The sequence below is a fragment of the Pseudomonas sp. OA65 genome (assembly GCF_017498305.1).
In the GTDB taxonomy this organism is placed as follows: domain Bacteria; phylum Pseudomonadota; class Gammaproteobacteria; order Pseudomonadales; family Pseudomonadaceae; genus Aquipseudomonas; species Aquipseudomonas zanjanensis.
The window spans coordinates 137,097-156,354 of sequence record NZ_JAGDEZ010000003.1; the positions used below are offsets into that span (position 1 = coordinate 137,097).

Consider the following 19,258-nt stretch of genomic DNA (forward strand, 5'->3'; position numbering starts at 1 on the left):
CCGCATCGACGCCATCTGGCTCACCACCGAACGCAGTTATTTCTGGCTAAGAGCAGCGATGGAAAGTCCTGACACGATGAAGGTCAATCCCGCGCCGAGGTTGAGTCCGTTGGCAAGGCGCGGGCGTCGACAAATGTATTGCGACAGGCGCGTGGCGAAAATCCCCATCAGCGAAAATCCCACGGCCGTCAGCAGAGCGAACCAGAACCCGTAGACCAGCATCTGCACAGTGACCGAGCCGAGTGCAGGATTGATGAATTGAGGGATGAACGCCAGCACGAACAACCCTGGCTTGGGATTGAGCGCCGCGGAAAGGAAACCTGTGAGCAATATGTTTCGAAGGGGCTGCCGCGCGGCGGGTGCGAAGGTCACCAGGCTCCTGGAACGCAGCACCTTTATCCCGAGCCAGAGCAGGTAGGCTGCCCCCACCAACTTGACCACCCAGAAGGCGACGGTCGAGGTCTGGATCAACAACGTGAGCCCCAGCGACGCGGTGGTGACGTGAAACAGGATACCCAGGCCAGACGACAGGCCCGACACGAGGGCAGCCAGGCGACCCTGGCTGAGCCCGCGTCCTATCGCCAGCAAATTGTCAGGGCCTGGAGAGAGGACCAGCAGCACGCAAGCTGTGGTGTAGGTGAACCAGATGTCCATTGGAAACACGGTGACGCTCCCTGTGAGGTAGATGTGGGGTCAACTGATGATGCCCAGGACGGCTGCCCTGACCACCGCTGCGGTTTTGTTAGTGGCGCCGAGCTTGCCCACGGCGTTCTTCACATGGAATTTGACGGTGTCGAAGGAGATGGCCAGGATCTGCGCGATCTCTTCCTGCGTCTTGCCATCGGCCGTCCAACGTAGCACCTCGATTTCCCGTGCGGTCAGCCGGTAATGCTGGGCCTGATGGGACGGGGTGATCAGCAGCCTTTCCATCACTGGCGCGATAGTCTCGGCGAGCCAGCGCATCTTGAGTTCCTTGGCATTGAGTTCGGCCACATCCAGCGTAGAGCTGCCGCGGGCGAGGGTCAGCATGCTCTGGTGGCGCGAGGCATTGGTACGCGAGCAGGCCCAGCCGTATCTCAGGCCTGCGGCGCGAGCTTCTTCCCAGAACTGCGGCATCTTGCGCAGGAGTTCTCCCTGCCACAAAAAGGGTGTGGTGCAGGCGCGCGCGCGCTGTACCGAAGGGTCGACAAGCAGGAAATCGGCGTCGCTGTAGCGGCGCTGCCAGGTGCTCGAGAAATTGCAGCGCATCTGCATGATGGGGTTGGAAAAAGGCAGGGCTGTGCAGACACCGAACGAAAACCATTCGAAATCCAACTCCCAGGCAACACGTTGAACGCCGTTCACCAAGTCTTGCTCATCTTTGACCGAGCTTGTCCATGCCAGCAGGTTTGCGAGCCAAGTACGCATCGAATCTCCATTTCCGGATGCCGTTTCCCGACGTTTGTTATACCCCAGTGAAATCCCCTTGGAAAGCCTGCAGGGCCAGTGCCATCGCATGTCGGTGCGGTCCATCGCCGATGGCATCCTGGCGCCTGCCTACCCCATTGGGTAGGTGGTTTTAAACCTTCACGGCCATTAGGTTTGCTCCTCGCCGGCTGACAGAGGAACAGCACTGTTTCTCGGCAGCCTTCTTACCGGCGCTATCCCAAACTCATTGATGGTGGTCGATCCATGCTCGAAGAGATTGTCAGATACAAAGTCCAGGAAACGGCTCAACGCAAGCAGGCGCATGGTATCGATGCCCTGCTCAAGCGGATTCGTGACGCACGAGCGCCCCGTCACTTTGCCGGTGCCTTGGCAGGCGAGGGAATCTCGCTCATTGCCGAAGCCAAGTACCGCTCGCCGTCCAAGGGCGTGCTGCGTGCTGACTATGATCCACTCCAGTTGGCGATGGCGTACCAGGCCGGGGGCGCCAGTGCCCTGTCGGTCATCGCCGACAGTCGGTTCTTTGGTAATGCGCCCCATGTCGTTGGCATGCTGGCCAACCATCCTCAAATCACCTTGCCGGTGATGTACAAGGACTTCATCGTCGATGAGTACCAAGTCTACGAGGCACGGGCACTGGGCGCCGACGCGGTGTTGATGATCGTCCGCTGCCTGCCGCCCGGCAGCCTTGCGAGGTTGCATACCTTGGCGAACCAGCTGGGGCTGGATGTATTGGTGGAGACTTTTGACGAGGCGGACATCGACCAGGCGCTATCGGTCGACGCGTCGATAGTAGGTATCAACAATCGCGACCTCGATACCTTCAAGGTCGACTTCGACCGCTCCGCCCAATTGTTCGAGTGTCTGCCTGCTTCGGTTATCGCCGTGGCGGAAAGCGGTGTTGCCGGTCATCAGGACATGCAGTTGGTAGAACGCATCGGCTTTGCCGCCGCGCTGGTGGGGGAACGTCTGCTAACAGCTGCTGACCCTTGCCTGGAGAGCCGTCGGCTGCTGGGCGCGGATGAGGCTGTATGACGATGCTGCGCTCAATCATCTTCGGCTTCGGTCACTGCGGGAGAAACCTGCATCTGGCCAGCCTGCGCTCATTGCATCGGCAGGGCTGCCTGCCCGATGTCGACACCACCATCACGGTCGTGGACCCTGAGCTGGGCGGTGGGTTGGTCGATGGCCTGGTGATGCTGCACTGTCTACCCGAGGCGTCGGCACTGCAGGGCAGGGTAGGTGTCGTGCACATCTGTACGCCACCGGCCCTGCACTTGCGTCATGTGCACGAGGCGCTTATGGCCGGTTTCCGATACATCATCATTGAGAAACCCATGGTGATGAACCTGGCCGAGGCCCAGGCACTGCGTTCCATGGAGCAACAATATGATGCGCAGATTCTGGTGGTTTCGGTGTGGGGCCACAGTCTGTTGATTCCACGGCTCACCCGGTGGCTGGAAGCCAGTGAACAGCCGCTTCGCAGTGTGCACATCATCCATGACAAGCCTCGCTTTTCGCGCTCTTTCACCCGCCATGGCGAACACCTGTTCGACATTGAAATGCCGCATCAAGTCAGCCTGGCGTTGCTGTTCGCCGGTGCTCCGGCGTCCGGGTTTCACGCGCACACCGAAGATCTGCGTGTCGAAGGCAAGCTGCGCCAGGCCATGAAGGCGGGCAGCATCGGTTGGCACGATGAGCAAGGCATCGAGGTGCTGCTCGAATCGGATCTTGCCAGTCCGATCCGCCAACGCAGTGTGCGCCTGCAACTGAAAAGTGGCGAATGCTGCGAAGGTTTTTTCCCCGTAGGTGCCGACGACAGCTACGCACAGCTCAGATGCGACACCGAGCACAGTGGCAGTAGCGCTCACCAGATCTTCGCTGACGAGCCCCTGACCACCTGTGTGGGCGAGTACTACCGCTATTTCCGGAACCACCTGCAGGGTCACGGCGGCGATATGCCTCGCAGCGGCACGGTGGCCTTCAACCAGCAGGTTGTCGAACTGCTGGAGCAGGCCCGCGGCGTTGCATCTGCCAGCGCATTGGCGTCGATCAATATGCATATGGCCAAGGAGGCCGTTCGATGAGTGTTCCGTTTTTCCAGATCACCGAAGGATTCACCCGCGCCTTGCCGCTGCTGGAGGAGGGGCTGGCGGAGTTTCATCGACAGTCCGGCTGGGTCAATGACCAACAGGTGCGGGCTTTTGAGCAGGCTATCGCCACTTATACCGGCGCGCCCCATGCTATCGCTACCGGCAACGCTACCGATTCGCTGATCATCTGTCTGATGGCGTTGGGCATCGGCCCGGGTGATGAAGTCATCGTGCCTTGCTACAGCTTCTTCGCTTCGGTCTCCTGCATCCTGCAAGTGGGGGCGACGCCGGTGTTCGTCGATATCGAACCTGGCAGCTATGCAATTGACTGCTCCCTGATCGAAGCCTGCATCACCCGGCGTACCCGAGCCATCATGCCAGTCCATCTGTTCAGGCAAATGGCCGAAATGGACGCGTTGATGGACATCGCCTGCCGACATGGGCTGAAGGTTGTCGAGGACAGCGCCGAAGGAATCGGAATGCGCTGGAACGACAGGCATGCCGGGCTGATCGGGGACCTTGGCGTACTGTCGTTCTTCCCCACCAAGACCCTGGGTGCGCTCGGCGATGCCGGAATGGTCCTGACCCGCGATGCGGACCTGGCCAGGCGGGTGCGACAGATCCTCGACAATGGCCGTGATGCCAGCGGCCTGGCGCAGTGCCTGGGCTACAACAGCCGAATGGACGACCTGCAGGCCCTATGGCTGAGGGCGCGCTTGCCCGAGCTGGACCAGGAGATCGAACGACGTGCCGCGCTTCGCGATGCCTACGACTTGCACCTGGGGCCCTTGGGTGAATACCTGCAGGTGCCGGTCACGTTGCCTCGGGCAGCGCGCCAGCGATGCGTCGACTATGTCTACCTGATCGAGGCGCAGAACCGTGACGGCCTGGTCGAGCATCTCGCTGCGCGCGGGGTTGGCGTCGAGGCCTACTACCCGCTGCCGCTGCACCTGCAGCCGGTGTGCGCCGGGCCAACCCATGCCGAGGGTCGCTTTCCGGTCGCCGAGCGGGCCGCCACCCGGGCGTTGGGCCTTCCTCTCTATGCCGATCTGAGTGCGTCAGATGTTGCCAGCGTGTGCCAGGCGATCACCGAGTTCTATGCCGCTGCCGGAGCCCAGTCATGATCAAGTACCAGGATTTCCAACGCCGTTATCCCAATGCGCAGACACAGATACTCGAGATTCTCGCTGCCCGGGTCCAACAAGGCGATTTCATTCTCAAGCAGCAGGTTCAGGATTTCGAGCAAGCCCTGGCGGCCAAGGTCGGTGCGCGCCACGCTGTCTGTGTAAGTTCTGCGACCTCCGGCCTGACCCTGTCGCTGATTGCATCCGGTATCGGGCCGGGAGATGAGGTCATAACACCTGCTTTTTGCTACGTATCGGCCGCCTCATCCATTGTGCAGGCGGGTGCTACACCGATATTCGTGGACGTTGCCCCCCACAGCGGCGTGCTCGAGGCCGAGGCCGTCGTCCGCGCCTTGACCCCCCGGACGCGGGCGGTATTGGTCGCCCACCTGTTCAGCGGCCTGGCTGACATCGATGCGTTGCGTGAGGCATTGCCCGAGGATGTCCTGATTCTCGAGGACAGTGCTACCGCATTCGGGGCGCGCCTGCGCGGCCGTCATGCAGGCACACTCGGTGACATTGGCGTGTATTCATTCTTTGCGGCCAAACCCTTGGGCGGTATCGGCGATGGTGGTGCGGTGATTACTGACGACGACCAGGTGGCGGGAGCCCTCCGGATGCTGCGCAATCATGGGCAGGACGGCCGTCGGCGTTTCTACCACCAGCGCTTGGGATACAACAGCCGCATGGATGAGACCAATGCCGCCTGGCTGCAGGCCCGGTTGCGGGAAAACGACTTGCACCTGGCCCGCAAGCAGGCCATTGCAAAGGCCTACGACGAAGCCATCGAAGCCAGCGACGGCGTGTTGCTCGGCCAGCATCGCGGTACCCCGGATTTCTCCCCTCACGCCTATGTCGTGCGCAGTGCAGAGCGTGAGCGGCTAGCCAGGCATCTCACCGCGCGCGGTATCCAGACCCGCGTGCATTTTCCTGTGCCCTTGCCTGAGCAGCCGGCGTTTGTCCAATGGTCCGCAGGGCCGGCGCACTACCCCAATGCGCGTCTGCTGGGCAAGCAATGCCTGGCATTGCCCCTGTGCTCCGGCATGAGCGACGGGCAGGTATCGCGCGTCATCGAGGCGTTGAAGGAGTTCAGCCATGCCGAGGTCATTTAAGCTCACGGGAATCGCCGATGAAGGCTGCGCGTCCTTGGCCGAGCAGTTGGCGTGCCACGCTGAACTGGGCTGGCGACATCTCGAGCTGCGCAGTGTCGACAGCGTGCCGCTGGCCAACCTGTCGGAACGATCACGCGTATCGATGTGCGATTCGCTGCTCGCACAGTCCATGGACGTGGTGGTCCTGGCCTCACAGATCGGCAATTGGGGCAGCAGGATCGATACCGACTGGCAGACTGACCGGGCCGAATTGCAATGCCTGTTACAGATGGCCGGGCGTCTGGGGACGCGGATGATCCGTGTCATGTCCTACCCCAATTGTGGCTGGGACGAGGCCCGCTGGCGGCATGCGGTCATTGAGCGATTCAAGCGTCTGGTGGAAGTGGCCGAAGACGCCGACGTCGTGCTGATACACGAGAACTGTGCCGGGTGGGCCGGCCAGGGCGCCGAGCAGACCCTGCAGTTGCTCGATGCCGTTGGCTCGGATCACTTGAAGCTGCTGTTCGATATCGGCAATGGTCTGAGCTATGGCTATGACGCCCTGGGATTCCTGCGCCAAGTGCTTCCTCATGTGGCGCATGTGCATCTGAAGGATGGTTGCTGGGTATCGGACGAAGTGCACTACACCTTCCCCGGAGAAGGGCAAGTGGGTGCCAGGGACTGCATTGAGCTGTTGATGGGCGAGGGTTACGACGGTTGGTTTTCGATCGAGCCGCACCTGTGCCTGATCCCGCATCTCAAACAGACGGCTACGGACCCGCATCGACAAAGGCAGACCTATCAGGCCTATGCCGAGCATGCGCGGGACTTGCTGCAATCCTGCAGGGAGGCAAGACATGCTGTTCACGGATAAATATGTAGACCGGCTTGAGCAACTGCTGCGCATCGACACCGTGACCCCGATGGAGACCGGACAGCCCTCGTGCATTGCCCAGGCCAATACCCTGTTCGTCCAGTGGGCGCAGACAGTCGGCATGCGCGAGGTGTTCAGCGGTCCAGGCGTCCTGCCCGATGAGGCGCGGGTGCCGGTTTCGGTGCTACGCCGGATGAACGAGGCGCCCGAGTTCCTGGCTTGGCAGCCGCATAGCGTTCTGGAGATCGGCAACGGGCCGCGGGAACGTACGATCATGTTCAATTTCCACATGGACACTGTGTCACCTCATCTGCCGGTGCGGGTGCTCGACGGCGCCGTACAGGGTCGCGGCGCGGTGGATAATAAGGGGCCAGGCTTGGCGGTGCTGGCAGCCCTGGAGGCATTGCAGATGCAAGAGCCGCAGGTGCTGGACGATATCCGCGTGCTGATCCAGGTGGTGGCCGGTGAAGAAGGGGGCGCCATGGGCGTCTATGGCACCCACTACCTGTGCCAGCAGGGTCACCTGGGGTGTTTGAACATCTTTGTGGAACCGACGGGAGCCGGTTACTTCGATGCCTCTACCACCTCCATGACGTATGAAGTACGGATGGACGGCAGGGATTCGACCGACGACTTTCCGCACCAGGGCGACAATGCTTCGCTGGTTCTGGGTTTCATCGCCCAGGCCATGGCTGCCCAGTTGGCAGAGCCGTTGCACGCGCTGCAGGTGAAGATGACCCTGGCCGGTCTGCATACCGGCATGCACCACAACCGGGTTTACGGTAGCGGGCACTGTCTCTTCAATTTTGCCTATCGCAGCGCCGCTCAGGCGCGCGATGCCGAAGTGTTGGTGGAGCAAGCGTTCGACCAGGCGTTGCAGCAGTGCGGCTCACGTTTCGCCCAAAGCCCGCCATTCCTCATGACTGTCGAACGCCTGCGCACCACCTGCAGCGCTCGTTGGCTCAAGCGCGGCTTGCCGGTCCTGAACAACCACCATGTGGCCTTGCAGCGCCTGTTGGGCGAGGCCGGCATCGTGCCGAACCCGGATGCCGAACAGGCCTTCACCTGCGATGCGATGTGGGCTCAGGGCGACGGCGTCTACAGCGTCGTCTGGGGGCCGGGCTCACTGGCCGACAACGGTGCGCACACCTCCCGTGAATACGTTTCGATCAATGACCTGGACACGTTTGCAGTTGCTGTAAAGCGGCTGCTACGCCGCTTTGCCGAGCCGATCGCAAACACTCTCAAGCAAGGATAAAACGCTATGGATTTCTTCTGCATTGCAGCCAACGAGCTGCATGGGTTCACTGTGGCTGCCCTCAAGGCAGCCGGGTTCACCGCATCCCAGGCCCAGAAGGCGGCGCCCGTGTTATTGCATGCCGATCTGAACGGCCACGATACCCATGGCATCGCCAACCTGGTCAATGTCTATATCGCCGGTGCCCGGAGCGGTGAAATCAACCTGGCCGCCACCGGCCAGTGGATCAGCGATCAAGGGGCCTGCGCCACGCTTGATGCCGACGGCGGGCTGGGACTGTTGGCGGGACAGCAGGCCATGGAACGGGCCATCGACAAGGCCCGGGACTTTGGGATTGGCTGTGCGGTGGTGCGCAACAGTTCGCACTTCGGCGCGGCAGGTTTCTACGCCAGCATGGCACTGGAACACGGCATGATCGGCATGGCCATGACCAACCTGGGTCGTGAGCCCGTCGCTCATCCGCTGGGCAGTATGGCGCCCTTGATGGGGACGAACCCGATCAGCCTGGCGGCTCCGGTGGCTGCTATGCCAGCGCCATTTCTGTTGGACATGAGCACGACGGTCTGCGCCAGCGGCAAGATCAAGCAGGCCATTCGACGCCAGCAAACCATTCCCACCGGCTGGCTTCACGATGCCGAAGGCCGCGAGGTTAGCGATCCTGGCGCGTACCTGGACGGCAGCGCGATGTTGCCGATGCTCGGCGGGGCTTACGCGGAGCAGGGCGGACACAAGGGCTTGGGCCTTGGGATGATGGTCGAGATCCTGTGTGGGGTGCTCAGTGGTGCCCAGACCGGTGCGGACCTTGGCAACCCGGGGCGCAATAGCATCGGCCACTTCTTCCTGGCCCTGTCCCCCGAAGCCTTTGGTGCTGGCGAAGGTTTCCGCTCGTCGATGGACCGATTGCTCCAGCACATCACGCAGGCGCCTGTGCATCCGGCGTTCGACCCGCTGAGCTATCCCGGCGCGCCTGACCTGAGGGTGCGTACCGAACGCCTGGCACAGGGCATTCCCGTCGATGCCGCACTGTTGGAGCAGCTCGATAGCATCGCGGGACAACTCGGTATTTCACAAATCACGAGGACAGCGGCATGACCATAAGGCTTGGCATCATCGGCATGGGAGTGATCTCCCACTACTACCTCAAGGCGCTGCAAGACAGCACCCTGTGCCAGCTGGTGGCGGTGTGCGACAAGGCGCCCGAACGGCTGGCGCCATTCGCGGCGACGGATGTGCGTTGCCATACCGACTACACCACCTTGCTCGCCGACCCGGACCTCGACGCGGTGATCATCAACCTGCCCAACCATCTTCATTTCACCGCTTGCATGGCTGCCCTGGAGGCGGGCAAGCATGTGTGCTGCGAGAAGCCATTGACCCTCGAACTGGACCAGGCCGAGCAGTTGCGCGACATGGCCCGCCGCTTGAACTTGACGCTGCTCACGGCCTTTCACCGACGCTACAACACCCACCTGCTCAATGCCGTGAAGCAAGGCCTGTTCAATGGTGCGGTGCATGTTCGGGCGCGTTACCACGAGCGCATCGAGGATCATGCCGGCCATGACACCTGGTATTTGGACAGTGCCTCCTGTGGTGGCGGCTGCATTGCCGACAATGGCCCGAATGTCTACGACACGCTGAGCTTTGTGCTTGGCCGACTCGAGGTCACTGGGGCGCAGGTTCGTCGGAATGCGTTGGGGATCGACATCGGGGCATTGGTCACGCTGACCAACGCGGTCGGGCTTGAGGCGAGCGTCGAACTGAGCTGGGACTATGCCCACGGCGAACAGAAAGACCTGGTGATCGACTACGCCGACGGACGCCAAGTCATCGTCGACCTGCTCAAGGACAGCGTGGGTTTCAAGACGTCCCTCTATCACGAATACGAGGGCGTCATCGCCCATCTAGCCAGGAGCATCCAAGGCATGGTCGAAGACGGTTCGATTGGTGTCGATGCGGTGCGGCTGGTGCGCGCTACCTATGCCATGGAGGCCCGCGATGCTCGCTGAACAGCCCCGTCAGCCGTCCAAGGCCAGGCTCGAGGCTAGGCTGGTGAAGCTGCTCTATCACACTCAGCAAGCACGTGGCATGACGTTGATCGAGCACCGCTCCCGTTGTGTGCGGCGCGGCGAGTTGCACGAAGTGGTGACGACCGACCAGTCAGGGGCTGAGCCGGGCGACCGGATTGAGCGGGTCGGCTTCATCGGCTTCGTCGAAATCCAGCAGGCCGGGGTCATCGAGCGCGGTGATCGGGTGTTGCTAGGCGACACCTGCATTGGTCAGGTCATTGGCTTTGACGAATGCCACTTTCCCAACCACTACAACATCCTGATAGCGGCGGACGACCTGCTGACCGGTGGCACCCTCCGGGATTGCGGCTTAGGCAGTTACCTGCACTTCGAGGAAGAGCAATGAACGAGATATTCGAGATCGATGTATCGGCAGCGGCGCGCGTGCAGTTTCCAGGCGCCAGGGTCCTGGCAATGCGCCTGCCTGGCGTGGGAAGCGTCGATGGGGCAGGGCTTGACTGGTCGGCCAACCGCGCAGCATGGACTGGCGTAGACAAGGATGCCTTGCTGACCCACCCATCGATTGCGCCGTATGCGAACTACTACCAACGTGCGGGCATTAATCCGCGCAAGCACCTGCCTTCGGTCGCCAACTTCATCCACCGTGCATTCGGCCGGGCCCAGGCGCGGTTGCCGCGCATAAATGAGGTGGTCGATACGGTCAATTGGGTGGCGGTCTCCACCATGACTTCGCTGGGGGCATTTGATGCCGCAGGAATCGAGGGACCGGTGCTGCTGGACCTCTCTGGTGAGGACGAGTCGTACGAGCCCGTTGGCGGCCAAGGACGCGAGCCGCTGCCGGCTGGCCTGCTGGTGCTGCGTGACTCAAAGAAAGTCTTGTCGCTGTTTTCCATTCGAGACACGGTCCATACCGCTACCCGCGACAGCACCTCTGACCTGCTGTTGCTAGGGTGCGTATTGCCGCCACTCGACAGCACCCCAGTCAGGGCAGCCCTGCAACTTGTCGCGCAACGCCTGGGAGATGGGCGTTCGCCAGCGCTGGAAACCCTGGCGGGGCAAGGTCCTTGGTTCGATGACCATGGTGGGTGTTTCATCGCTGAAACACTCTCGCCTCCGGTCAGCGAACTGACCGAGCGTTATCAGCAAATCATCGCCAGTGCAGCGTTCCAGCAACGTTATCGCAGCTTGCTCAAACACTATGTGGGGCGGGCTACTCCCTTGACGTTGGTGGAGAACTTCTCCCGGGAAATCGGGGTGAAAACCTACCTCAAACGCGAAGACCTGGCCCATACCGGCGCCCACAAGATCAACAATGCCCTGGGTCAGGCGCTGCTGGCGCAGATGATGGGTAAACGCCGCGTGATCGCAGAAACAGGTGCAGGCCAACATGGCGTGGCGACTGCTGCGGCCTGTGCCTTGCTGGGGATCGAATGCGTGATCTATATGGGCTTGCGTGATATGCAACGCCAGGCGCTGAACGTACAACGCATACGGTTGATGGGCGCGCGGGTAGTGGCGGCCACTGGCGGCACCCAGACCCTCAAGGACGCGATCAACGACGCCCTGCGCGACTGGGTGGCCAATGCCGACACGACCTATTACCTGCTGGGATCGGCGTTGGGCCCGCACCCATACCCGGCCATCGTCCGCTATTTCCAGAGCGTCATCGGCGACGAGGCCAGGCAGCAGTTCGCCGCGCTTGAGGACGGAGCACTCCCGGATGCGCTGGTGGCATGTGTCGGAGGGGGATCGAACGCCATCGGGTTGTTTTCGGCCTTCATCGAGGAACCTGACGTGCAGTTGTTCGGTGTCGAGGCCGCCGGCCAGGGCGAAAGCACTGGCAATCATTCGATCCGTTTCGGCCAGGGCGGACAGAGCCGCTCCGGGGTCTTGCAAGGGTGTCGCTCCTACGTCCTGCAGGACGCCAATGGGCAGATAGGTGAAACCCACAGCATTGCGCCCGGACTGGATTACCCGATGGTCGGGCCTGAGCATGCCCAGTTGCGTGACAGCGGTCGCGCCAATTATCTCTGGGCCAGCGATGACGAGGCGCTGCAAGCACTCCAGCTGCTATCGCGCTGTGAAGGCATCATCCCGGCCCTGGAAAGCGCCCATGCGTTGGCCGGCGCCATCAAGGTCGCGCGGCAACTGCCCCAGGGAGCGCGAATCATCATCAACCTCAGCGGGCGTGGCGACAAGGACATGCAAACCATTGCCCAGCTCACGAGCGCGGAGGAAGTCCCCCAATGAACCGTATCGACAGCTGTTTCGCCGATCTCGCGCAAAGAGGCGAAAAGGCCCTGATGCCTTACCTGACGGTCGGCTATCCGGCACTGGACAGCCTGCCGGAGCTGGTACAGGCCGCACGTAATGCTGGTGCGGATGTCATCGAGCTGGGTGTGCCTTTCTCCGATCCGGTCGCCGATGGTCCGGTGATCCAACAGACCAGCCACGCAGCGATTGCCAATGGCATGACCATGACGTTGGCATTGAAGCAGATCGCCGGACTTCCCCAGGACGACCAGGCGCCCGCGCTGGTGGTGATGACCTATACGAATCTTCTGCTTAACCATGGTTACGAGCGGTTCGCCGCGCAGGCCGCCGAGGCGGGCATCAGTGCAGTGATTGTCCCGGACATGCCGGTCGAGGCCAGTGGTGAGTTGCGTGCCGCCCTGGAGGCCCACGGTTTGTATCAGATCTTTCTGATGACACCGAACCTCAGCGACGAGCGCCTGCGCACGATTGCCGAACACGCCAAGGGCTTCATCTATCTGGTGTCGGTGCTGGGCACGACCGGTGAGCGCGAGCAATTGGCCGACATCGGTCCGTTCGTGGCGCGGGTACGGCGATTTACTGACTTGCCTTTGGCGGTTGGTTTCGGCATCGGCACCCCCGAACAGGCCCGAGTCATGTGGCAGCAGGCAGAGGGCGTGATCATTGGCAGCGCTTTGGCACGCCGGCTGGCCGACCCGGTCGAAGCCGCTACGCAGGCCCACCACTATCTCGCTGGTTTCAAGGCCGGGGGCCGGCGATGAATGGCTGGCAGCAGGGAACGATCAAGGTGTGCGGGGTACGGACACCGGAAGATATCCAGGCGTGCCTGCAAGCCCGTGTCGATTTGATCGGCCTGGTACTGGTGCCTGGTTCGAAGCGCGAACTGTCGCCCAAACAGGCAACGGTCTTGCGTGACCTGATCGGTGACCAGGCCAGGGTAGTGGGCGTGTTCATGAATCAGTCGTACAGCCAGGTCCACGAAACCACCCTGGCCCTGGACCTGGATCTGGTGCAGTTGCATGGCCAGGAGCAGGGGCGTTGTTGGGAGCAGCTGGGACGGCCTTTGATTCGTCGTGTGATGCCGTCGGATTACCGCCGCGATCGAAGGGCCTCGGCGCTGCCACTGGTCGATGCAGGGGCAGGCCATGGGGTTGCGCATCCTTGGCCGGCCGCGCGCTACCCGGAGGCGATGATCGCGGGCGGTTTGACGGTCAACAGTGTCGCAGCGTTGATCGAAGCACTCGAGCCCGCGGCCGTGGATGTGTCCTCGGGGGTGGAGTCGTCGCCGGGTTGCAAGTCACCCCGGGCTATTGAGGAGTTCTGTCGAAATGCCCGGCTCGCCTTCGAGCAGGTGCGACGCGTGCAACGCAGCATCAATCAGTAATGACGGCAGCCGCCGTGGCCTGCCAACGGGCGGGATCAGCCCAGCTAACAGGTGAGGGAGAACAATGCCGCAGAATGTGCGTGGAGTGGTTGCACGGTACAGCCAGGGGGAGCCGGTCGAGGCGCATCAGTTGCAAAGCGCCTTTCGAGCATTGATGCAGGGACAGCTGCCGGACTCGTTGATCGCTGCGCTGCTGGTGGCTTTGCAAGTGAAGGGCTTGGAGTTCCAGGCGATCGAGTGTGTCGCCCGCGTGGTGCGTGAATTTCTGATTCCGGTCCGGCATTCGGTGGCGGGGCCGCTGGTGGACCTGTGCGGAACAGGAGGGGATGCGCGGGCCACGTTCAACGTGTCGACCACCGCCAGCTTTGTGGTGGCCGCGGCGGGTGTGCGGGTGGCTAAGCATGGCAACCGCAGTGTCAGCTCGACCTGTGGCAGCGCCGATGTACTGGAAGCGCTGGGCCTGGATTTGCAATTGACGCCCGCACAGATCGCTACGTGCCTGGAACGAGTGGGGATTGGCTTCATGTTCTCGCCAGTCCATCGACCGGCTCTGCCGGGCTTGACGCGGGTCCGCAGTGAACTGGCCATCCGCACGATTTTCAATGTCATCGGCCCGCTGACCAACCCCGCTGCGGCGAGCAGGCAATTGCTGGGTGTGTTCAGCGCCGAGCTGGTGCCGATCATGGCGCAGGTACTCAGGGCACTGGGCAGCGAGCGCGCGCTGGTGGTCCACGGCGAGGATGGCTTGGACGAGATTTCCCTATCCGGTAGCACGCTGGTCGCTGAGCTCTGGGATGGCGACATACGCCAGTACCACCTCCACCCCAGCGATTTCGGAATGAAGGTGTGTGATCTGGCAAGCCTGCAGGTCAGCAGCATCGACCAGGCCCGGGCGTTATGCCTGGAAGTGCTCGCGGGTCGGGAAGGTGCTCCACGCGACATTGTCCTGCTCAACAGTGCTGCGGCGCTCTACCTGGGCGACAGGGTCGAGAGTATCGCCCAGGGGCTGGAGCTGGCGACCGGCATTCTGGACAGCGGAAAGGCCATGCAAACCTATGAATCGTTGTTGTCATTTACCCGTGGATTGCGAAATTGAAGGCACAGCCGGGTTTCAAGGAGCGAAGGATGGAACAGATTTTTGGGACTGTCGCGGTGGTGGGGCTGGGCTATGTCGGGCTTCCTCTGGCGGTTGAGTTCGGCAAGCGCTTGCCGACCATAGGCTTCGATATCTGCCAGCACAGTATCGATCAATTAGGCGATGCCATAGATCCATCCGGGGAGCTTGGCGAGGAGCAGATGCAGCAGGCGCACTTGCTCACCTATACGAGCGATCCGGCGGCGCTGCGCGGCGCGGACATTATCATCGTCGCGGTCCCCACACCTGTGGATGCGGCGAATCAACCTGATTTGTCACCCTTGATACGAGCCAGTGAAACGGTGGGGCGGAACATGAAGCCCGGGGCATTGGTCATCTACGAGTCGACCGTTTACCCGGGCGCGACCGAGGAACGGTGCATTCCCGCCTTGCAGGAGGCTTCGGGGCTGGTGTGGAAAGAGGGCTTCACTGTCGGCTACTCACCTGAGCGAATCAATCCCGGCGATCGTACCCACACGCTTTGCGATATTGTCAAAGTCGTGTCCGGCGACAGTCCGCAGAGCTTGCAGACTGTGGCCGCGTTGTACGAGCTGATTGTCCGGCCGGGGGTGCATCGTGCTCCTTCGATCAAGGTGGCCGAAGCGGCCAAGGTCATTGAGAACACCCAGCGCGACCTGAACATCGCCCTGATGAATGAGTTATCGCTGATCTTCTCGGAACTGAAGATCGACACCTGCCAGGTGCTGGAAGCGGCGAACACCAAGTGGAACTTCCTTGATTTCAAGCCAGGGCTGGTAGGCGGTCACTGCATTGGCGTCGATCCCTATTACCTCACCTACAAGGCCGAGTCCCATGGCTACCATCCCCAAGTGATCCTTGCCGGGCGACGGATCAACGATGGCATGGGCAAGTGGATCGTCGAGAAAACCATCAAGCTGCTGATCGCCGCCAACCGTGTGGTGAAGGGCTCGACGATCAATGTGCTGGGAATCACGTTCAAGGAAAATTGCGCAGATGTGCGCAATTCGAAGGTTCACGACATCATCGTCGAATTGCGAGCCTATGGCGTCAACGTCCATGTGCATGACCCACTGGCCGACCCGGCGACGGTCATGCGTCAGTACGACTGCGCATTGAGCAGTTGGGAACAGCTGCCCGCAGGCGATGCGCTGATCGTGGCTGTGCCGCATGAGGCCTATCGGCGCACCTCATTGCAGCAAATGCGCACCAAGTTATTGCCCGGGGCGTGTGTGATTGATGTCAAGGCTGTCCTGGATCGGGAGTCCTACGAGGCCGAGGGTTATCATTTCTGGCGTCTGTAAACCGGTGGGGCAACCGTCGGCATGACCAGCCCGCAGGCCGCTGCAGCACTGACGGCCTGTTGGCGACTCACCGAACCCAGCTTGCGTCGGGCATTGAGCAGGTGGAAGTCGATGGTGCGCTCGGAACAGGTCAGGATGTGGCTAATCTCCCAAGTGGTCTTGCCGACGCTGGCCCAATACAGGCAGTCCAACTCCTTGGGCGTGAGGTCCTGGCAGGGTTGGGCAGGAACCTGCAACTGATGGCGCATTCCGGCGAGCAGGTAGGGGATGAGCATGAACAGTTGATAAACGGCAGGGTTGGAAAAGCCCTCCTGTTCGGTGATCTGGGTGTCATCGAAAGCCACGCTCAGTGTTCCCCTGAGCAGCTCGTAGCGCAGCGGGATGCTCAGGCCGCTGCGCAGGCCGTGTTGCTCGCGTTGTTGCCAGAAGTGCCGGGAACGTCCACGGGCGCGCCTGCGCTCGCTGTCCCAGAAAAAAGGTAGCAGTTCGCGTCGACAGTGCCTGAGTATCGGGTCGATCTCGATCAACCCGTCACCGCGATAGTGTTCCAGCCAGCGTTTGGGAAAGGTGGTGATGAGGCCGGCGAGAGGGTCGGTATCCCTCGGTGCTGCCGGTCCCAGGCTGATGAGGTAGCTGCCGAAGCCGAGCTGACGCAGCACTTTGTTCAGCAGGCGCTCCCAATCGCAACGGTTGGCATCTTTGGCGAGACTCATGAAGGCGGTCAGCGGTGCGGTACGCCCGGCCTGGTTCCGGCTGCAGACGGGGGAGTTGTGTTTGTCCATAAACGAGTCGCTCTTGTTATAGCGGGAATGAAACAGCTGGAGCACGGAAAAAGAAGGGGAGTGCGCCCCTTCTGGCGGATCACTGGTGCACGTAACACTTGATGAAACTGCGAAACAGGTCCAGGCCGTTTTCGGTCAGGATGCTCTCAGGGTGAAACTGCACTCCTTCCACTGGCAGGTGGCGATGACGCACACCCATCACATAGCCGTCATCGGTGGATCTCGAGGTGACTTCCAGGCTGTCGGGTAGCTGCTGGTCGCTGACCATCAACGAGTGGTAGCGGGTGGCCTGTATGGCGCGTGCCTGCGTGTGGTCATAGACGCCCTTGCCATCGTTCTCGATCGTGCTCACTTTGCCGTGCATCACGTGCGGGGCGCGGCAAACCTGAGCGCCGAAGGCCAGGCCGATGGCTTGATGACCCAGGCATACGCCCAGTAGCGGCAAACGCCCCTGCAAGTGCCTGATCACTTCGATGTAGCCAACGTCGGCCGGATGCCCAGGCCCAGGGCCCAGCACGCAGAAGTCCGGCGAAAAATCCTCGATGCGTTGGAGGAGGTCTGGCACGTCGTGACGTTCGACGCGGGTTTCCAGCCCCAGTTGTTCCAGGTACTGGCTGATGATAAAGACGAAGCTGTCGTAGGCGTCGATCAGGAATACTTTCACAGTGCGATCTCCTTGCCGGTCACTGCCCGGTATACAGAACCCATCTTGTACAGCGTCTCTTTCCACTCCATCTCGGGAACGGAGTCGGCGACCACCCCGGCGGATGCACGCAAGTGGTAGGTCCCCTCGTCGAAGACGGTCGAGCGAATGCACAGGGCGGTATTTACACTGCCATCAAAACCCACCAGGCCAAGGGCTCCGGCGTAGATGCCCCGGCGGTTGCTCTCCATTCCCTCGATCAGTTCCATTGCCCTGACCTTGGGCGCGCCGGACATGGTTCCTGCGGGGAATGAGGCCTTGATCACGTCGTAGGCATCCAGGCTTGGGCGCAGCAGACCGCGAACGTTCGACACCATGTGGTAGAGGTGCGAGTACTCCTCCACCAGCATGAATTCGTCGACTTCCAGCGAGCCGGCCTGGCAGACGCGACCGATATCATTGCGACACAGATCGATGAGCATCAGGTGCTCGGCGCGTTCCTTCTCCGAGCGGGTCAGCTCCAGCACCAGCTGGGTCGGATCGACGCCAGGCTTCTTGCCGACAGTACCGGCGATCGGACGCATCTCAATCAAATCGTCCTTGATCCTGACGAACAGCTCCGGACTGGCACCGATCAGGTCGATACCGCCCACATGGGCCAGGTACATGTAAGGAGAGGGGTTGCGCAGGCGCAGGTTCTGGTACACATCGAACGGCGCAACCTGCGAGCGAATGCGGATCTCATGGCCGAGTTGGATCTGGTAGACGTCGCCGGCGCGGATGTGCTCCATTGCGACTTCGACACGTTCGCAAAATTGCTCCGGGGTGACCGTGCGGATTTCCTCGAATGTCTCTGGATACGGTGGCAGATCCACTGCCTCGCGCGCCGGGGTTGCGCTCAGGAAGGGGTAATCCTCCACTGTACGGGGCGCCCACAGAGGGTGGTTGTTGATCAGGGTTTCGACAATGCCGTTGCTGTGGAAATAAACCAGTGTCTGATAGACCGACAGGGCGATGAGCGGGTAGCTGTAGGTCTGTTCGGCGAGATCGGGAAGGCGCTCGATCAGGCGAACGCAGTCGTAGGAGAAATAGCCGAAGAACGCCAGGCTGGACGGGGCATTGGGTGCAGGCTGGAACGTAGCCTGGATGGTCCGGAGCAGGTTCCACCCTGACTCGCTGTCCGGTAGGTGGATCTTGTGCTCGGGATCGACCTGCACCCCCCCTTGTTGCAGGCTGGCGGACAAGTGTTCACACAGCGCAGGACAGCCTCGCAGTTGTGCCTGGCCCTCATCGATACACACTTCGAAAAGGGGATCGAGCCCGACGATCGTCGCCCGGCGATCGCGGCTTGGACCGGACAGTGATTCAAGAATGAAGACAGACTCGCGACCCAGTTGCTCCAGTGCATTTGCATATATGCCAAGTGCATCTGTAGATCGACGTTCTTCGCGGCGAAGAACATTGACGTCAATTAAATGTTTATTCACGGTTATACCATTTTCAAGGTGCAACGATTCAGGCACTCCATTAAGAGAGCACCACGGGAATATAAAGTGCGCAGGCACTTTAAATAGGTGTTGACGGATATCCTGAATGTTCGGGGCGGACGCTGTTCATGTCGCGCGCAATACCAGGCTTGCAACGGATTGCAGCCATCGATGCGCAGGGCACAAGGCGCGAGCACCTTCGAATTTCATTGTGGAGAGAGCAGGACGTTGCTGGCAGGCAGCAGACAGACGCTGGTCTTCGCTAGATTATTAGCGACGCCAGATATTGCTTTTGAAGATGGCCAGAGTGGCCCGGGAACAGCTGTCGGGGTAGCTGTGGGAAGAACTGATAGCAGAAAGGTGATAGTACATTTTAGA

The 19,258-nt window shown here is 61.2% G+C and carries 19 protein-coding genes and 1 pseudogene; 15 read left to right on the forward strand and 5 right to left on the reverse strand.

Annotated features, from left to right (window positions below):
* Positions 1 to 36: 36 nt before the first annotated feature.
* The gene (locus J3361_RS03550) at positions 37 to 663 is read right to left on the reverse strand and encodes a LysE family translocator (RefSeq protein ID WP_346343459.1); all 627 of its coding nucleotides are present in this window, start codon (positions 661 to 663) and stop codon (positions 37 to 39) included.
* 30 nt (positions 664 to 693) lie between these two features.
* Entirely contained in the window at positions 694 to 1,512 is an 819-nt protein-coding gene (locus J3361_RS03555) for an autoinducer binding domain-containing protein (protein WP_186706181.1), read from the reverse strand.
* 159 nt (positions 1,513 to 1,671) lie between these two features.
* Between J3361_RS03555 and trpC the strand changes: the two genes are divergently transcribed.
* The 15 genes and pseudogenes from trpC (at position 1,672) to J3361_RS03625 (ending at position 15,968) form a co-directional block, all read left to right on the forward strand.
* Positions 1,672 to 2,460: an indole-3-glycerol phosphate synthase TrpC gene (trpC, locus tag J3361_RS03560; RefSeq protein ID WP_186729388.1), complete on the forward strand. Its 789-nt coding sequence runs from the start codon at positions 1,672 to 1,674 to the stop codon at positions 2,458 to 2,460.
* A complete protein-coding gene (locus J3361_RS03565) occupies positions 2,457 to 3,512 on the forward strand; it encodes a Gfo/Idh/MocA family oxidoreductase (RefSeq protein ID WP_207962497.1) in 1,056 nt (351 codons plus the stop codon). The genes trpC and J3361_RS03565 overlap by 4 nt, the downstream gene beginning before the upstream one ends.
* The gene (locus tag J3361_RS03570) at positions 3,509 to 4,642 is read left to right on the forward strand and encodes a DegT/DnrJ/EryC1/StrS family aminotransferase (RefSeq protein WP_186706184.1); all 1,134 of its coding nucleotides are present in this window, start codon (positions 3,509 to 3,511) and stop codon (positions 4,640 to 4,642) included. Before J3361_RS03565 ends, J3361_RS03570 begins: the two co-directional genes overlap by 4 nt.
* On the forward strand, positions 4,639 to 5,754 hold the full coding sequence (locus J3361_RS03575) for a DegT/DnrJ/EryC1/StrS family aminotransferase (protein WP_186706185.1): 1,116 nt from the start codon (positions 4,639 to 4,641) through the stop codon (positions 5,752 to 5,754). The genes J3361_RS03570 and J3361_RS03575 overlap by 4 nt, the downstream gene beginning before the upstream one ends.
* Positions 5,738 to 6,607 carry a sugar phosphate isomerase/epimerase family protein gene (locus tag J3361_RS03580; RefSeq protein WP_186706186.1) on the forward strand — a complete coding sequence of 290 codons (870 nt, stop codon included), beginning with the start codon at positions 5,738 to 5,740 and terminating at the stop codon, positions 6,605 to 6,607. Before J3361_RS03575 ends, J3361_RS03580 begins: the two co-directional genes overlap by 17 nt.
* Positions 6,591 to 7,865 (forward strand): M20/M25/M40 family metallo-hydrolase, encoded by a 1,275-nt coding sequence (locus J3361_RS03585; RefSeq protein WP_207962502.1) that lies wholly within the window; start codon positions 6,591 to 6,593, stop codon positions 7,863 to 7,865. The genes J3361_RS03580 and J3361_RS03585 overlap by 17 nt, the downstream gene beginning before the upstream one ends.
* A 6-nt stretch (positions 7,866 to 7,871) precedes the next feature.
* Positions 7,872 to 8,957: an Ldh family oxidoreductase gene (locus tag J3361_RS03590; protein ID WP_186729384.1), complete on the forward strand. Its 1,086-nt coding sequence runs from the start codon at positions 7,872 to 7,874 to the stop codon at positions 8,955 to 8,957.
* Positions 8,954 to 9,871: a Gfo/Idh/MocA family oxidoreductase gene (locus tag J3361_RS03595; RefSeq protein WP_207962504.1), complete on the forward strand. Its 918-nt coding sequence runs from the start codon at positions 8,954 to 8,956 to the stop codon at positions 9,869 to 9,871. The genes J3361_RS03590 and J3361_RS03595 overlap by 4 nt, the downstream gene beginning before the upstream one ends.
* Complete coding sequence (locus J3361_RS03600) at positions 9,861 to 10,277, forward strand: hypothetical protein (protein ID WP_186729383.1); 417 nt, start codon at positions 9,861 to 9,863, stop codon at positions 10,275 to 10,277. Before J3361_RS03595 ends, J3361_RS03600 begins: the two co-directional genes overlap by 11 nt.
* Before the next feature lie 68 nt (positions 10,278 to 10,345).
* Positions 10,346 to 10,846, forward strand: a pseudogene (locus J3361_RS29425) (phenylalanine--tRNA ligase beta subunit-related protein); the annotation flags it as partial.
* Positions 10,847 to 10,930: 84 nt separating this feature from the next.
* Positions 10,931 to 12,142, forward strand: a complete 1,212-nt coding sequence (gene trpB / locus J3361_RS29430) for a tryptophan synthase subunit beta (RefSeq protein WP_238349446.1) — start codon at positions 10,931 to 10,933, stop codon at positions 12,140 to 12,142.
* Complete coding sequence (trpA, locus tag J3361_RS03610; protein WP_207962506.1) at positions 12,139 to 12,927, forward strand: tryptophan synthase subunit alpha; 789 nt, start codon at positions 12,139 to 12,141, stop codon at positions 12,925 to 12,927. Before trpB ends, trpA begins: the two co-directional genes overlap by 4 nt.
* On the forward strand, positions 12,924 to 13,550 hold the full coding sequence (locus J3361_RS03615) for a phosphoribosylanthranilate isomerase (protein WP_207962507.1): 627 nt from the start codon (positions 12,924 to 12,926) through the stop codon (positions 13,548 to 13,550). Before trpA ends, J3361_RS03615 begins: the two co-directional genes overlap by 4 nt.
* A gap of 64 nt (positions 13,551 to 13,614) precedes the next feature.
* Positions 13,615 to 14,646: an anthranilate phosphoribosyltransferase gene (gene trpD / locus J3361_RS03620; protein WP_186706194.1), complete on the forward strand. Its 1,032-nt coding sequence runs from the start codon at positions 13,615 to 13,617 to the stop codon at positions 14,644 to 14,646.
* Complete coding sequence (locus J3361_RS03625) at positions 14,643 to 15,968, forward strand: nucleotide sugar dehydrogenase (protein ID WP_243458725.1); 1,326 nt, start codon at positions 14,643 to 14,645, stop codon at positions 15,966 to 15,968. The genes trpD and J3361_RS03625 overlap by 4 nt, the downstream gene beginning before the upstream one ends.
* Here the strand turns inward: J3361_RS03625 and J3361_RS03630 are convergent.
* The 3 genes from J3361_RS03630 to J3361_RS03640 all read right to left on the reverse strand — a co-directional run bounded on the left by J3361_RS03630 (position 15,950) and on the right by J3361_RS03640 (position 18,880).
* Positions 15,950 to 16,750 carry a LuxR family transcriptional regulator gene (locus J3361_RS03630; protein WP_186706196.1) on the reverse strand — a complete coding sequence of 267 codons (801 nt, stop codon included), beginning with the start codon at positions 16,748 to 16,750 and terminating at the stop codon, positions 15,950 to 15,952. The two genes, J3361_RS03625 and J3361_RS03630, sit on opposite strands and share 19 nt — an antisense overlap.
* Before the next feature lie 79 nt (positions 16,751 to 16,829).
* Complete coding sequence (locus J3361_RS03635) at positions 16,830 to 17,414, reverse strand: aminodeoxychorismate/anthranilate synthase component II (protein ID WP_186706197.1); 585 nt, start codon at positions 17,412 to 17,414, stop codon at positions 16,830 to 16,832.
* Positions 17,411 to 18,880 (reverse strand): anthranilate synthase component I family protein, encoded by a 1,470-nt coding sequence (locus tag J3361_RS03640; protein ID WP_207962509.1) that lies wholly within the window; start codon positions 18,878 to 18,880, stop codon positions 17,411 to 17,413. The genes J3361_RS03635 and J3361_RS03640 overlap by 4 nt, the downstream gene beginning before the upstream one ends.
* Positions 18,881 to 19,258 lie beyond the last annotated feature (378 nt).